The sequence below is a fragment of the Soonwooa sp. T0.1_25 genome, from assembly GCF_057652215.1.
In genome coordinates this window covers 40,837-55,179 of record NZ_JBYFBZ010000012.1, presented here as the reverse complement: position 1 = coordinate 55,179, position 14,343 = coordinate 40,837, and the positions used below count along the sequence as shown (strand labels likewise).

At 33.5% G+C, this 14,343-nt stretch carries 18 protein-coding genes and 1 tRNA gene; 12 read left to right on the top strand and 7 right to left on the bottom strand.

Annotation, left to right across the window (positions count from 1 at the left end):
• Positions 1-140: 140 nt before the first annotated feature.
• From AC23MB_RS12510 to AC23MB_RS12500, 3 genes are all read right to left on the bottom strand, one after another.
• Positions 141-857: a C40 family peptidase gene (locus tag AC23MB_RS12510; RefSeq protein WP_487787449.1), complete on the bottom strand. Its 717-nt coding sequence runs from the start codon at positions 855-857 to the stop codon at positions 141-143.
• Entirely contained in the window at positions 857-1,504 is a 648-nt protein-coding gene (locus AC23MB_RS12505) for an O-methyltransferase (protein ID WP_487787448.1), read from the bottom strand. The genes AC23MB_RS12510 and AC23MB_RS12505 overlap by 1 nt, the downstream gene beginning before the upstream one ends.
• 86 nt (positions 1,505-1,590) lie before the next feature.
• Positions 1,591-2,424 (bottom strand): OmpA/MotB family protein, encoded by an 834-nt coding sequence (locus tag AC23MB_RS12500; RefSeq protein WP_487787447.1) that lies wholly within the window; start codon positions 2,422-2,424, stop codon positions 1,591-1,593.
• 93 nt (positions 2,425-2,517) lie between these two features.
• On the opposite strand from AC23MB_RS12500, the gene tilS reads away from it, so the two are divergent.
• The 4 genes from tilS (at position 2,518) to AC23MB_RS12480 (ending at position 6,340) form a co-directional block, all read left to right on the top strand.
• Positions 2,518-3,765 carry a tRNA lysidine(34) synthetase TilS gene (tilS, locus tag AC23MB_RS12495; protein ID WP_312323665.1) on the top strand — a complete coding sequence of 416 codons (1,248 nt, stop codon included), beginning with the start codon at positions 2,518-2,520 and terminating at the stop codon, positions 3,763-3,765.
• 171 nt (positions 3,766-3,936) lie between these two features.
• Positions 3,937-4,455 carry an ExbD/TolR family protein gene (locus AC23MB_RS12490; RefSeq protein ID WP_312323667.1) on the top strand — a complete coding sequence of 173 codons (519 nt, stop codon included), beginning with the start codon at positions 3,937-3,939 and terminating at the stop codon, positions 4,453-4,455.
• A gap of 63 nt (positions 4,456-4,518) precedes the next feature.
• Positions 4,519-5,283, top strand: a complete 765-nt coding sequence (locus tag AC23MB_RS12485; protein WP_312323668.1) for an alpha/beta fold hydrolase — start codon at positions 4,519-4,521, stop codon at positions 5,281-5,283.
• Positions 5,273-6,340, top strand: coding sequence for an acyltransferase family protein (locus tag AC23MB_RS12480; protein ID WP_487787446.1), 1,068 nt, complete (start codon positions 5,273-5,275; stop codon positions 6,338-6,340). The genes AC23MB_RS12485 and AC23MB_RS12480 overlap by 11 nt, the downstream gene beginning before the upstream one ends.
• Here AC23MB_RS12480 and AC23MB_RS12475 read toward each other — a convergent pair.
• Positions 6,337-7,341 (bottom strand): DHH family phosphoesterase, encoded by a 1,005-nt coding sequence (locus tag AC23MB_RS12475; protein ID WP_487787445.1) that lies wholly within the window; start codon positions 7,339-7,341, stop codon positions 6,337-6,339. The two genes, AC23MB_RS12480 and AC23MB_RS12475, sit on opposite strands and share 4 nt — an antisense overlap.
• Positions 7,342-7,479: 138 nt before the next feature.
• Here AC23MB_RS12475 and era point away from each other — a divergent pair, with 138 nt between their 5' ends.
• Both era and AC23MB_RS12465 read left to right on the top strand, forming a co-directional pair.
• A complete protein-coding gene (gene era, locus AC23MB_RS12470) occupies positions 7,480-8,355 on the top strand; it encodes a GTPase Era (protein ID WP_300671221.1) in 876 nt (291 codons plus the stop codon).
• Positions 8,356-8,399: 44 nt separating this feature from the next.
• Entirely contained in the window at positions 8,400-8,822 is a 423-nt protein-coding gene (locus AC23MB_RS12465; protein ID WP_312324391.1) for a DoxX family protein, read from the top strand.
• Between the two features lie 15 nt (positions 8,823-8,837).
• On the opposite strand, the gene AC23MB_RS12460 is transcribed toward AC23MB_RS12465, so the two are convergent.
• Positions 8,838-8,990, bottom strand: coding sequence for a hypothetical protein (locus AC23MB_RS12460; RefSeq protein ID WP_185116701.1), 153 nt, complete (start codon positions 8,988-8,990; stop codon positions 8,838-8,840).
• A 220-nt stretch (positions 8,991-9,210) separates the two neighbouring features.
• Here AC23MB_RS12460 and amaB point away from each other — a divergent pair, with 220 nt between their 5' ends.
• From amaB to AC23MB_RS12430, 6 genes are all read left to right on the top strand, one after another.
• Complete coding sequence (amaB, locus tag AC23MB_RS12455) at positions 9,211-10,758, top strand: L-piperidine-6-carboxylate dehydrogenase (protein ID WP_313031901.1); 1,548 nt, start codon at positions 9,211-9,213, stop codon at positions 10,756-10,758.
• A 54-nt stretch (positions 10,759-10,812) separates the two neighbouring features.
• Complete coding sequence (gene lat / locus AC23MB_RS12450; protein WP_487787444.1) at positions 10,813-12,129, top strand: L-lysine 6-transaminase; 1,317 nt, start codon at positions 10,813-10,815, stop codon at positions 12,127-12,129.
• A gap of 83 nt (positions 12,130-12,212) precedes the next feature.
• Positions 12,213-12,440, top strand: a complete 228-nt coding sequence (locus tag AC23MB_RS12445; protein ID WP_313214532.1) for a DUF2007 domain-containing protein — start codon at positions 12,213-12,215, stop codon at positions 12,438-12,440.
• 530 nt (positions 12,441-12,970) lie between these two features.
• Positions 12,971-13,138 carry a hypothetical protein gene (locus AC23MB_RS12440; protein ID WP_374330429.1) on the top strand — a complete coding sequence of 56 codons (168 nt, stop codon included), beginning with the start codon at positions 12,971-12,973 and terminating at the stop codon, positions 13,136-13,138.
• Positions 13,139-13,233: 95 nt separating this feature from the next.
• Entirely contained in the window at positions 13,234-13,395 is a 162-nt protein-coding gene (locus AC23MB_RS12435; RefSeq protein WP_487787443.1) for a hypothetical protein, read from the top strand.
• A 6-nt stretch (positions 13,396-13,401) separates the two neighbouring features.
• Positions 13,402-13,698, top strand: a complete 297-nt coding sequence (locus AC23MB_RS12430; protein WP_374330424.1) for a hypothetical protein — start codon at positions 13,402-13,404, stop codon at positions 13,696-13,698.
• 58 nt (positions 13,699-13,756) lie between these two features.
• Here the strand turns inward: AC23MB_RS12430 and AC23MB_RS12425 are convergent.
• Together AC23MB_RS12425 and AC23MB_RS12420 are read right to left on the bottom strand one after the other, a co-directional pair.
• Positions 13,757-13,830 (bottom strand) — tRNA-Ala (locus AC23MB_RS12425).
• A gap of 264 nt (positions 13,831-14,094) precedes the next feature.
• Positions 14,095-14,313 (bottom strand): toxin-antitoxin system YwqK family antitoxin, encoded by a 219-nt coding sequence (locus AC23MB_RS12420; RefSeq protein ID WP_374330421.1) that lies wholly within the window; start codon positions 14,311-14,313, stop codon positions 14,095-14,097.
• Positions 14,314-14,343 lie beyond the last annotated feature (30 nt).

Below are 14,343 nucleotides of genomic sequence, written 5' to 3'. Positions count from 1 at the left end.
GTATAATGTTTAAAAATAGTAAAAAGTTATTTGGCTTCGCCGAACCACTTCGTTAGGTTTCCGAAAATTTTTTTGAGCTTTGAGGGCTCAAAATTTTTCAGAATAACTTTTCAACTTACACAGTTAGTGAGATACTACCTTTAAAAATAAGATTTTATAAAGCGAAGTTTGTGCGTGTGCTTGTTTTGACCTTTGTTGAAAATCCCCATCGAGTCCAGATCGTCGATTCTGACTTTTCCATGTGCATGGATGATTTTTTGATTTTCGAGAATGATACCAACGTGGACAATTTTCCCTTCAGAGTTGTCGAAAAACGCAAGGTCACCTGGCTGCGCTTCTTCCAAAAAGGTTAGAGGCACGCCGCTTTCGGCTTGTTGAGAGGCATCTCGAAGGATTTTTATATCGTGTATTTTGTAAATCATCTGCGTAAAACCACTGCAGTCTAAACCGAAAAAACTTTTTCCGCCCCACAAATAAGGCACATTCAAGAATTCTTTAGCACAAATAACGATGCTTTCGCGCTTATCGTGGCTACGCACAACTTCGGGTGTTTTGTAGGTCACTTCCGCACCTAGCGACAAAAGAATGTTGCCACTTTCGGTCGCTGCTGCATCGAAAGTTTCTTTGATGTAATTGGTTTTGCGATTGCTGATAAACTCGTGCGAAACGGGTGTAATTTGTTTGGTATCCATCCAACCTTCGTAGCCATCGTAGTGCATTTTGATTTTGGTGAAATTATTTCTGACTTCCAAAATGTTGGCAGATTCGCCAAAAAGCATCTGAGTAACCATTTCGCTTCGGTCACTATTTTCGGCTCTTATTGGTGCTATTGATACGTTACAAATTCCTTGTTCCATTATTTTTTTCGGATTAAATGAATACCGTCCCGCAAAGGTAAGATTAGGTTTTCGAAATCTGGGTCTTCTGCGACAATTTTATTAACTAATTTTATCTGTTGTGTGGATTTGTTGCTAGGATTTTCTTCCAAAACTTTGCCATACCAAAGGACATTGTCTATTAAGATGACACCGCCAGATTTTAGCTTTGGTTTAATTAATTCGAGATATTCGACATAGCTTTCTTTATCGGCATCGATAAATACCAAATCCCAAGTAACGTCTAGGTCTTTGATTTTTTGTCGAGCATCACCAAGAATAAACTCTATTTGATTAGCAAAGTCGCTTTCTGCAAAATATTTTTTAGGAATGTAAGCTAGATCTTCATTTTTGTCTAAAGTATAAATCTTTGCATCTTTATCAAGTCCTTCCGCCAAGCATAAAGTCGCATATCCGGTGAAAGTCCCGATTTCTAATATATTGTTGGGAGACATGATTTTAGAAATAATACTTAACAAACGACCTTGCAAGTACCCAGAGATCATGTGTGGTTGCGTTGTCTTTTGGTAAGTCTCTTTGCGTAGTCTTTTTAGGATTTCAGGTTCGCTCGAAGCATTCGCTTCTAGATAGCGGTCCATTGGTAAGTCTAACTCTTCGAAATAGCTCATTGTTCTAGATTCTTATTCAAAATTACGGAAAATAAAAATCCTACAGAAATTCTGTAGGATTTTGTTAATATTGCTTTGTAGCAAGCTTATTTCTTAGGCGCGATGTCCATAAGTTTCATAAACTCGTCTAGCTTAGGCATAATGATGATTTCCGTTCTACGGTTCTCAGCACGTCCAGATACAGAAGCGTTGGTTGTTTTAGGATTGTATTCCGAACGTCCACCAGCTGTAATTCTGCTAGGATTAACCCCGAATTGTGTCTGAAGAACTTTAGCAACTGCGGTACCACGAAGTGCAGAAAGGTCCCAGTTGTCTCTCGGTACAGATGTGCTGTTAAGCGTTGCATTATCTGTATTACCTTCAATAAGAACGCTGTAAGTATCGTAGTCATTGATAACTTTCGCTACTTTTCCTAAAACTTCTTGAGCTGCAGGAAGAACTTCGAATTTACCAGTTTGGTAAAGCATTTTGTCTGATAACGAAATCATGACCACACCTTTAAGTACTTTAACATCAACATCTTGATCTGCGATATTGTCTAAAGAACGTTTTAGCTTGTTAGATAAAGCCAAGTTCAAACTATCGTTTTTAGAGTTTGTCGAAATTAATTGCTTAATGTATTTGTTAGAAGCGTTAATCTCGCCAACCAATTTATCAATGTTAGTCGAGCTTTTTCCAGAGTTGCTAAGACAAGCGTCCAAAGAGCTTTTCAGCGCATTGTTTTGTCCCATCAGCAAGTCATTTTGACTTTGAAGACCAGAGTTTTTGCTATTCAAATCTTGGATTTGTCTTTGTCTTTCGGCTGCGTCGTTGATACATTGCTGATAGTTAAGATTCAGTGCGTCGAATTGTTTTTTACTAACACACGAGGTTGCTGTAATTGTCATTGCAGCGATACCTAGAATTTTAATTAATCTCATACTGTATGATTTTAGATTTTTTCAAATTTACAAAATGCTTTTAAATAAAGGCTTATCTTTGCTATAATTATAACGTAAAACTTAGTAATAACTTTGCTTAGTTCCTTTACTTTTGGCGTATCTCTAGAGAAGTTACTTCCACAAGCGCATCAAAAAACATTCCTTTTAGCAGTTAGCGGAGGAGTTGACTCTATGGTTTTGCTGGATTTGTGCCACCAATTGCAACTTAGTTTTGAAGTCGCTCATGTTAACTATCATCTTAGAAATGAGGATTCTAACTTGGATCAAAATTTGGTCGAATCTTGGTGTGAAAAAAATAAAATAAAATTTCACCTTTATGATGTTTCTGAAAAAGATAAGCAACCCGAAAACTCCATTGAAAATTGGGCGCGCGAAATTCGGTACCGATTTTTTAAGGAAATTTTAATAAAAAATAAGCTCGATTTTTTAGTTACAGCGCATCATCTCAACGATCAATTAGAGACTTTTGTAATCAATCTTTCCAAAGCTGCTGGTCTTAAAGGCTTAAAAGGAATTCCTGAAAAGACAGAAAACATCATTCGTCCTTTGTTAGAGTTTTCGCGTGAAGAGATTGAAGTTTATGCTAAACAAAATCAAATAGAATATCGCGAAGATTATACCAATGCTGAGACTATTTTTGTTAGAAATAAAATTAGAAATCAAATAACGCCTTTGTTAAATGAGGTTAACAAAGATTTTCTTGAAAATTTTAAAACATCGATTTCTATTATTAAAGAATCGAAGGACTTCATAGATTCACAAATTGATTTTATTTTTGAAAATTTAGTCAAAGAGAATTCAGTCTTTTTAATTTTGGATAAAACTAAATTAGCCGCTCAATCTTATTTTGTTAAGTATGAAATTCTAACTCGTTTCGGATTTAATAATAAAACCGAAATTGAAAAAATCTTTGAAGCCGAAAACGGAAAGTCTTTTAAAACTAATTCTCATCATATTAAAATTGGTCGAGAAGAGCTTTTAATTCAAAGTTTAGAAAATGAGATAAAATCTGAAGAATTTGAATTAAATATTATTGAAACTGCTGATTCTGTTATTCTAAAAATGCCCGACACTTCTAAGTTTTCAGAATGGGAATTTGATGCTAAATTGATAAAACTTCCGTTGCGATTGCGACAAATGGAAACTGGCGATATTTTCTTCCCAAAAGATTTTAATGGTAAAAAGAAAGTGTCAAAATTTATAAAAGACGAAAAACTAAATGTTGTAGAACGTTCTGTTGTTCATGTTTTGGTGGATTCTAATAATCAAATTCTTGGTATTTTCCCGTTGCGACAAGATCGTCGATTTTTAAAAATTTAATTATTTTTATTATTTGTTTTAAAACTGCTAATAAATTGAGTTAAATTTTAATTTATTATATGGTGGTTAACAAATTTTAATATTGGGTACGAAATTTGCATTTTGATTCTCAAGACAAAATTCTTTGTCAGAACTCAATCAAATTATCGTTTAATCTTAAAAATTACAGCTATGGCAGATTTTCAACCCAATGTAAAGACGGATTCTAAAGTTAGAAGTCGAAAAAATCTATTGAAAATGGATATGACACCCATGGTCGATTTGGGTTTTCTATTGATTTCCTTTTTTATGTTTACAACTAATTTTAACAAACCTAATGTTGTCGACCTAAGTCTGCCGGCAACGACAGAATCACGAGGCAACGAAATTGATCTTAGTAATTCGATTACCCTTATTTTAGGCGAAAACAATCGTGTTTTTTATCATCAATTGGATCAAAAATCGTTAACGTCTGATCTATTAAAAGAAGTGTCATTTGATAAATTTGGACTTACAAATCTTATCGAACGCGCAAAGAAAGCTGCTAAAAATCCAAGTATTTTTACAGTGATTATCAAACCAACAGACGATGCTAATTACAAAAACTTTGTGGATGCGCTGGATGAGATGGCGCTTACGAAAAGTCAACATTACGGCATCGCAGATATGCGAGATTGGGAAACCAAAATCTACGATGACAAATTAAAATAGCCTTGAGAAATTCTCAAGGTTTTTTGTTTAGGAGATTATGTTTAAATTTGGAAAAAACAAAATATGTTACATTACGAAATTTCAGGAAAGGGAAGAGAGACGCTGGTCTTGTTGCACGGTTTTATGGAGAATCTTGAGATTTGGGATGATATGATTTCGCATTTATCAGATGATTTTCAGTTGGTGAAAGTTGATCTTGCTGGCTTTGGAAAATCCTCTCCGATTACAGAGATCCAAAGCATGGAATTGTTTGCTGATGAAATTAAAAAATTAACGGATCATTTAGAAATAAATAAATTTCATTTGTTAGGACATTCGATGGGAGGTTATATTAGTTTGGCTTTTGCTGAAAAATATCCTGAACTTTTGAAGAGTTTTACCTTATTTTTTTCGACTTATTTTGAAGATGATGACGAGAAGAAAAATATCCGCGAAAAAAGCTTAAGATTAATAGAAGAAAATTACAAAGCATACGTCAATGCAGGTATACCAAACTTCTTTGGTCCCGAAGCACGTCGCACTTTAAAAAATAAAATACAATTAGCTAAAGAAATTGCTTACACCGCAAATGTTGATGGCGTTTTGGCTTCACAAAAAGGTATGAAAGATCGTCCAAACAGAAAGTCGGTTTTAGAACAGTTTGATGGAACAATCCTTTTAATAGAAGGTAGATTCGATAATGCTGTTAACGCTGTTAAAACCATTTCCGAACTGCCAGAACGTGATAATATAAAAGCTTATTTGCTTGATTGTGGACACAATGGACAATGGGAAAAACCAAGTATTTGTGCCGAAATAATTAATGCTGAGTTGCTGGATGAAGAATAATCTACCCAACATTACTTCAGTACGTTTTTTTTTGGCGATTTTGGTGCTGCTTTTTCATGTTTTGCAATTTGCAGAGAAAAGAGGTTTTCCAAGTAACACCGAATGGGCAATTTTTGGAAAAGGAACAGAAGCTGTTTTTGCATTTTTTTCATTAAGTGGATTTTTGATAATCAGGAATCTTTATCTCGAAAAGAAAAATACAGGAACAGTATCAATAAAACAATTTTATAAACGAAGAATATTTAGAATTTTTCCGTTGTATTATTTTGTATTGTTTTTTGGTTTGCTTTACTATAACTACATTTTACCTAGTTTTGGATTTGAGTACGAGCGACATTACTCCTATTTACAAGCATTTTTTTTAGGTGGAACTTTCTTTTCTAATGTTTTAAGAACTTATGAGCCAGGTGGTATTATAGAGGTTTTGTGGTCAATTGGGATAGAAGAACAGTTTTATCTGTTAATTGCGCCTTGTTTCTTGTTGTTTTCAAAACATAAAGTAGTATGGTTTTTAGCTATTTTTAGTATTGTATATTTTGTACTTTATAATTTTGATATTGTTGAATTATTAAAGAAATACGCATTGTATTTTTACTATTTTTCGGTGAGTGGGTTATTTGCAATATTTGTAGTCAATAATCCTAATTTTAATTTTCCGAATTGGATTAAATTTTTAATATATGCTATTGTTGTATTTTACTTTTCATCTAATTGGATACTAGAAAATACCTCAGAGTGGATATATCAACTAGTAAGTGTTTTATTGTTTCCTTTATTAATTGTTAGTTTAATTGCGAAACCAATTCCTTTTTTAGAAAATAAAACTTTAAAATATTTTGGGAAAATCTCCTATGGTATATACATGCTTCATGCTATTGCTTTGCAAGTTGTAGGTTTTGTTGTTTTAAAATTTATACCTTATCAGACAATAGATTTTAGAGTTTTTATTTTAATTTTTATTATAGCTAATATTGTGATGACGCTCTTGTTTGCGCATTTATCTTATCAATATTTTGAAAAATTTTTTCTAAAACTAGGCAATAAAAAAGAGGACTAAAAATCCTCTTTTTCTATTATATTTTTAAAATCTTCGATTGTGTGTTCAATATTTTTGAGATACTTGCCGCCTGATGCATTAATGTGTCCGCCACCATTAAAATACTTTCTAGCAAACTGATTGGTGTCAACATCATCTTTGGAACGGAACGATATTTTAATAAAATCCTCATACAAATCTTCCATAAAAAAGGAAGCCATTTTGGTTCCTGCGATGCTTAAACCATAGTTAACGAAACCTTCTGTATCACCTTTTTCGAAACCAAGAGATTTTAGCTCTTCACGTTTTAGCCAAAGTATTGCGACTTTTCCGTCCTTAACAACTTCAATTCTTCCCAATACAAGAGATAAAAGATTTAACCTAGAAATAGTGTTATTGTCCCAAGTATTGCTAGTGATTTTTGCAGGATCAGCACCTTTCTCGATGAGGTTGGCAACAATTCGGTGTGTTGTCGCACTTGTAGATCGGAACCTGAAACCGCCCGTATCAGTCATAATTCCTGTGTAAAGACATTCCGCAATATCTTGATTAACAACGTTTTCTTCTCCTAAAGCTTCGATGAAATGATAAACCATCTGGCAAGTTGCAGGGACGCTAGTATCAGAATATACAAAATCAAAATTCTCTGGCATTTGATGATGATCGATAAGGATTTTTTTAGCATGTGATTTTCTTACCCATTCTCCAATAACGCCAGCTCGCGCAGTAGCATTATAATCAAGACAAAATACAACATCTGCGTTATACAGAGCTTCTCCAGCTATTTTTCTCTTATACTCACTTATAACAATTTTCTTTGCGTCGGGCATCCATTTTAGGAATTTTGGAAAATCGTTGGGTGTAAGAACTGTTGCTTCGATACCTTTAGTTTTTAAAAAATGATAAAGTCCAAGGCTAGAACCCACCGCGTCGCCGTCAGGATTATGATGCGTCGTGATAACGATGTTGTGGTCTGGTGTTAATAGTTTTGTGATTTCAGAAAGTTCTTGAGGACTAAACATGTTTTAAAATTCTATTTTTTGAAGGCTCAAATGTAAGGAAATTTGATGGGATGTCGGAAGTCAGATTGGTTTAGAATTTAAAATTAGAATTTACATTTTAATATCCTTAACTTTGCAAATCTTTAAAGAATTAAATAAATGCATAGAGCAGGTTTTGTAAATATAGTTGGTAAGCCAAATGCTGGTAAATCTACACTTCTTAATCAATTGATGGGAGAGAAGTTGGCGATTGTAACGCAAAAGGCGCAAACCACCAGACATAGAATTTTCGGAATTTATAATGAAGACGATTTGCAAATCGTTTTCTCGGACACACCAGGTGTTCTCGATCCAAAATATGGGCTTCAGGAGAAGATGATGGATTTTGTAAAAGAAAGTCTTCAAGATGCCGATGTTTTTCTTTTTATCGTAGATGCGATGGATAAAGAAGAGCCATCAGAATTTTTGATTGATAAACTAAATAAAATTCCGGTTCCTGTTTTATTGTTGTTAAATAAAGTTGATCTTAGTAACCAAGCCGAATTGGAAGCAAAAGTGGAATATTGGCATAACAAAATTCCGAAAGCGGAAATATTGCCAGTGTCAGCGCTTAAGGCTTATAATACAGAGTATATTCTTCCTAAGTTAAAATCGCTTTTACCAGAAAATCCACCGTACTACGATAAAGATCAATTTACAGATAAGTCAGAACGTTTTTTCGTTAATGAATGTATCCGTGAAAAAATCCTTTTGAACTACGATAAAGAAATCCCATATTCGGTAGAAGTAGTGACGGAAATTTTTAAAGAAAAAGAAGGCGTTATCTTGATTGACTCAATAATCTATGTTGAACGTGACTCTCAAAAAGGAATTATCATAGGTCACAAAGGTGATGCGATAAAGAAAGTTGGGACAGAAGCACGTGTTGATCTAGAGAAGTTTTTCGGTAAAAAAATCCATCTTAATCTTTTTGTAAAAGTTAAGAAAGATTGGCGTAAAAACGAACGCGATCTAAAAAATTTCGGTTATAGATAGGCTTTTTGAAACTTATTTTATAGATTTGAACTAAACACATACTAATGAAACTGATTTCTTCCGAAAATAATCCAAGCTTAGTAAATATAGCAGCACTAATTTTGCGTGTTTTTGCAGGAGCTTCGATGTTGTCGCATGGTTATCCAAAATTAGAAAAACTGATGTCTAATGGTGATATTCAGTTTATGGATTTTTTGGGACTTGGTCCAATCATAACTTTGGTGCTAGTAGTATTTGCAGAAGTTATATGTTCTGTTTTGCTAATTCTAGGGCTTTTAACAAGAGTTGCTAGTGTTATATTAATAGTTACAATGCTAGTTGCAATCTTTGTGGCACATGGTGCCGATCCGTACGCTGTTAAAGAAATGGCGGTACTTTATTTCGTTATGTATCTTGTCATCCTTCTCATAGGACCTGGCAAGTTTTCAATAGATGAATTATTTACAAAAAAAGAAATTCGTTACTAACTGGTAACGAATTTTTTATTTCTGGGCACAACTTCCAAAAACAGCGTCGGCGCCATAATAGAAAACGGCTAGCCAAACGAGACCTTTCGCTGTAAAAAATATCAAACCACCAATACCAACTCTTTTGAACCAAAGTTTTAGTTTAGAATTTTTGTTCTCGTTTTCCATCACATTAATTTCTGCAAATTTATAAGATGATTTTCATTTAAACAATATTATTTAGATTTATTATAAATAATTTAACAAACGCTTGTTAGTTTAGGTTTAATCCCATCATTATTGAGTTTTTGAACATTTTTAAATTTAATTTCAGTCTTTCCAAATATGATATTTGTTAGGATTTGAAAATTATTGTCTATCTTTAGCATCAGACAAATCAAAATATATAATGAATACAAGAGACCAATTTTCAATTCAGAAATCATTGGAAAATTTAGGAATCAATGCTACTAACTTAGGAAGTTCTACAGGTGTTGATTTTTTTGCAACAGGAGAAGTTATTAAAAGTCAATCGCCGACAGATGGTCAAGAGATTGCGAGTATCACAACAAGTTCTGAAGCAGATTATAATAAAGTTATCGAAAAAGCAGAGAAGGCATTTTTAGAATTTAGAATGATTCCTGCTCCTAAAAGAGGCGAGATTGTTCGTCAATTCGGAGAAAAACTAAGACATTACAAAGACGATTTAGGAAAACTTGTTTCTTACGAAATGGGTAAATCTTTACAAGAAGGATTGGGCGAAGTGCAAGAGATGATTGATATTTGCGACTTTGCAGTTGGACTTTCTCGACAACTTCATGGTTTTACGATGCACTCGGAAAGACCTGGTCATCGTATGTACGAGCAATATCATCCACTAGGAGTAGTTGGTATTATTTCAGCTTTTAATTTTCCAGTAGCAGTATGGAGTTGGAATACAGCGTTAGCGTGGATCGCTGGTAATGTTTGCATTTGGAAACCGTCTGAGAAGACACCTTTGTGTGCAATTGCTTGTCAAAATATTATTGCAGAAGTTATCAAAGAAAACAACTTGCCAGAAGGTATTTCTAACCTTTTAGTGGCGGATCACGTTATCGGTGACAAAATGGTAAATGATAAAAAAGTGGCTCTTATTTCTTTCACTGGTTCGACGAGAGTTGGTCGTGAAGTTAACAAAAATGTCGCAGCTCGTTTTGGGAAGAGTATTTTGGAATTAGGTGGAAATAACGCAATTATCATTTCTGATAAAGCAGATTTGGATATGAGCATTATCGGCGCTGTATTTGGCGCTGTTGGTACCGCTGGACAACGTTGTACATCGACTCGTCGTTTGATTATTCATGAAGATGTTTATGATGAGGTTAAAGACCGATTGGTAAAAGCTTATGGACAATTAAAAATCGGAAATCCGTTAGATCAACACAATCACGTTGGACCACTTATCGACAAGCAAGCGGTTAATCAATATTTAGAATCGATTGAAAAATGTAAAGCTGAAGGCGGCAACTTTGTTGTTGAAGGTGGCGTGTTAGAAGGAGCGGACTACGAAAGTGGCTGTTATGTGAAACCTTGTATTGCTGAGGTTCAAAATTCTTATAAAATCGTTCAACATGAGACTTTTGCGCCGATTCTTTATTTAATTAAATATAAAACTTTAGAAGAAGCAATTGCTTTGCAAAATGATGTTCCGCAAGGATTGAGTTCTGCGATTATGACACAAAGTCTTCGCGAATCCGAATTATTTTTGTCACAAGCTGGATCTGACTGTGGTATTGCAAACGTTAACATCGGAACTTCTGGAGCAGAAATCGGTGGTGCTTTCGGTGGTGAAAAAGAAACTGGCGGCGGACGCGAAAGTGGCTCTGACGCTTGGAAGTATTATATGAGACGCCAAACTAATACCATCAATTATTCTACAGGTCTTCCACTAGCACAAGGCATTAAATTCGACTTGTAAAAACACCAAACTTTAAATTAATAAATATTACCAAATCAAAATATAAAAATTAATATGAGTACAATTACAGCTAACGAAGTGAAAGAAGTTTTGGGAAGGCATATTTTGGCTGACGGCTTCGATTTTGTAATGGATTACGAAAAATCGCATGGCTCTTGGATTGTTGACCGTTTGACAGGAAAAGAATATCTCGATATGTTTTCGATGTTTGCTTCGGCGTCTATCGGATACAACCACCCTTATGTTTTGCAAAGAGCAGAATGGCTGGGCAAAATGGCAGTTTATAAGCCAACACTTAGTGATGTCTATTTGCAAGAATATGCTGACTTTATGGAGGTGTTCGAGCGCGTTGCAATCCCGAAAGAATTAGAGTATTGCTTCTTTATAGAAGGTGGCGCTTTGGCAGTTGAAAATGCTTTGAAGGCAGCTTTTGACTGGAAAACGAGACGTAACTGGCAAAAAGATATTAAAACGGAAGGAAGTATGGCAATCCATTTCAAGCAAGCTTTTCACGGCAGAAGTGGTTATACACTGTGCTTGACAAATACATCGGATCCCCGTAAATATCAATATTTTCCGAAGTTTGAGTGGCCAAGAATTATCAATCCGAAAATCAATTATCCAATAACCGATGAAGGTATTGAAGAAACAATGAGAAACGAGAGTTTAGCATTGTTAAATATTGAAGAAGCGATTTTGACAAATCCTGATAAAGTGGCTTGTATCATTATTGAACCAATCCAAGCGGAAGGCGGCGACAATCATTTCCGTGATGAGTTCTTTATTGAATTAAGAAGAATCTGTGATGAGAATGACATTCTTTTAATTTTTGATGAGGTACAAACTGGTATTGGAATGACCGGCACAATGTGGGCTTTCCAACAATCGAGCATAAATCCAGATATTATTACATTCGGCAAGAAAACGCAAGTTTGCGGCATCCTTGCTAACAAAGACAAAATGAATATGGTAGAGCAGCATGTTTTTACAGAAAGCTCTCGTATTAATTCGACTTTTGGAGGCAACTTTATTGATATGCTACGTTTTCAATTGGTTTTGGAAGTTATCGAGCAAGAGAATTTAATTGAGTATTCAAAGATAGCAGGAGACTATTTATTAAATGGTCTTAAAACTTTGGAACAGAAATTCCCGGACGACGTTTTTGCAGCAAGAGGTAAAGGATTAATGTGTGCATTTGACCTTAAAGATCGCGAAACGAGAAATTTGTTACAGTCAAAACTTTATGATGAAGGTGTAATTATATTAACTTGTGGAGATCAATCTTTGCGCTTTAGACCGCATCTTAACGTCAAAGTAGAGGAGTTGCAAATTGTCTTAGACAAGATTGATAAAATTTTAACAGAAAAATAATTATAAAATATTTGTTGTTTTGTTTCTAATTTTGTAATTTTAAGAATAGAAAATTAAATGAAGTTGAATAAAAATTATGTTTTATGAATGTTATAACAAAAGTGTCGGTATTCGAAAGCAGTAATCAACAGGAGATACAACTAATAAAATCCAAACTAGAAGCCGCTGGGATAGAAAGTGAGGTTGATAACAGTTATTTATCTTTTATGAGTACGCCAACTGCAACCAATATGATGTTGAAAGTAGATTTGAGGGAAGAATCCAAAGCTTTCGAAATAATTGATGCTTATTTACAAGAGAACCAAAAATAATTTCATATTTTAAATTTTACGTTTTACAGAAATCGAGGTCCTATATGGGTCTCGATTTTTTTTTGACATACATAAAACTTGTGAAAATTGAAATTCAGTCGCTAAAATTGAAAATTATATTGCTGATTTTTTTGAAAAATAATTAGTAGAGGTTTTCAAAATTATAAATTAATTTCGCCTACATGTTTAGTATAAAACAAAATTGCTATTATTTTTTGTTGGGCAACAATTTCTGTTTCTGGTTGGTTTGTTGCTAACCAAATTGGATCTTTGGATATCCCGTCGAATAAAAATGATTAATACGCCGCGCAACAAAAATGCGAAATTAATGAACGTACAGATATTGATAAGTGCGAAAAAACTATTTTAATAAATCAAATAGATGTAGACCAAGCCTTAAGAAGAGAAGTCGCAAGACATGCACTTGAAAAGCAAGTTTTCGCAATGTTTGTGATTGTTATGCATATTGTAATATTGATTGTCGTAAGTCTAATGCCAAGAAAAGTCGAGAAAGTTTAAAAATAAAAAGTATGAAAATTAAAAAATATTTAGGTCTATTGTTAGTCATTATGACTTTTGGTTTGTATTCTTGTCAATCAAATTCTAGTTTAGAAGATGGAAATCTTAATATGGAATTACTTAATCTTAAAGATTTTAATGCTAAAAAATATTATGCTAAATCGATGAAGGCAGAATGATCTGACTTCCATAAACAATATAAGCTGGCGTTTCTCCCATTTATTCTTTTCAATCAAAAGCTTATACGATACATGTTACGGGAAGCAATTTTCGAATGGGAAAGTATTATGAGATTATGTATCTCAAATGTGGTTCTGGCGGGATGAATTTTTGGGCGGATGATTTTAACTTGAGTTTTTTCAAAAATTTAAAGTTTGTAGATGTTAGCGCAATTACTGATCTATATAATAATCTTTTGATGTTAGCATCTACATAAGATAATTTGAAAAAAACTGAAGTTGCAACTTTTGTAATAGCGATGGATAAACAATACGGAAAAGCTGATCTAAAAGTTACATCACATCAATATTATGATACTGAAATTAGAAAATGGATTTTGAAAGATCGAATTATAGCTTTAATTTCATCAGGAAATTTTCATACCATTGATGACAATAATTTATCCGAAACTCAGAAAGAATATATTTTGAAAAAACTTGAATCCCCTAATACAGAAGCAGTCTTTATATCACAAAAAAAGATTATGAAGATGTTTTTAAACAAATGTCAACAAAAATGAGCTTCGTAGTAGGCTTTGAATAAAAAATCCCTAAACTAAAATGTTTAGGGATTTTTTGTGGAGAATATCGGACTCGAACCGATCACCTCAACGCTGCCAGCGTTGCGCTCTAGCCAGATGAGCTAATCCCCCAAATTAGAAATATTGGACGCTAAAGTAAGCAAATTTTAGTTAATATAGAGCAAGATGATTTCCAGTTAAATTTTACTGAATGGCTTTTACATATAAACCCTTTTTTTATTCGTATTTTTCTACTTTATCCGTTTCGTTATATACATCATGATCTAATAAATAACCATTACCATTTATTATTTCGCCAAAATTTTACGGTATACTATTTTTGTCAAAATATGATTTTATACTCATTAGTTTTTGGTTTTCATATAATCTCTCGATCTAAAGAGTAGCATTTTTATGATACCATTTCCATAATCCAATCATTTTATCATTTTCTAAAGTTCCAGTTCCCGTAAATTCTCCTGTATCATAATAAAATTTCCAAACAACATTTTGTTTAACATCTTTAAATTTTCCAATCTGATGAAGTCTTCCATTTGCGTGATAATGTTTCCAAATACCAGTCATTTTACTATCTGAAAATTTTCCTACTGACAATTAATGTTTGTCTTTGTAGATTTTCCATTT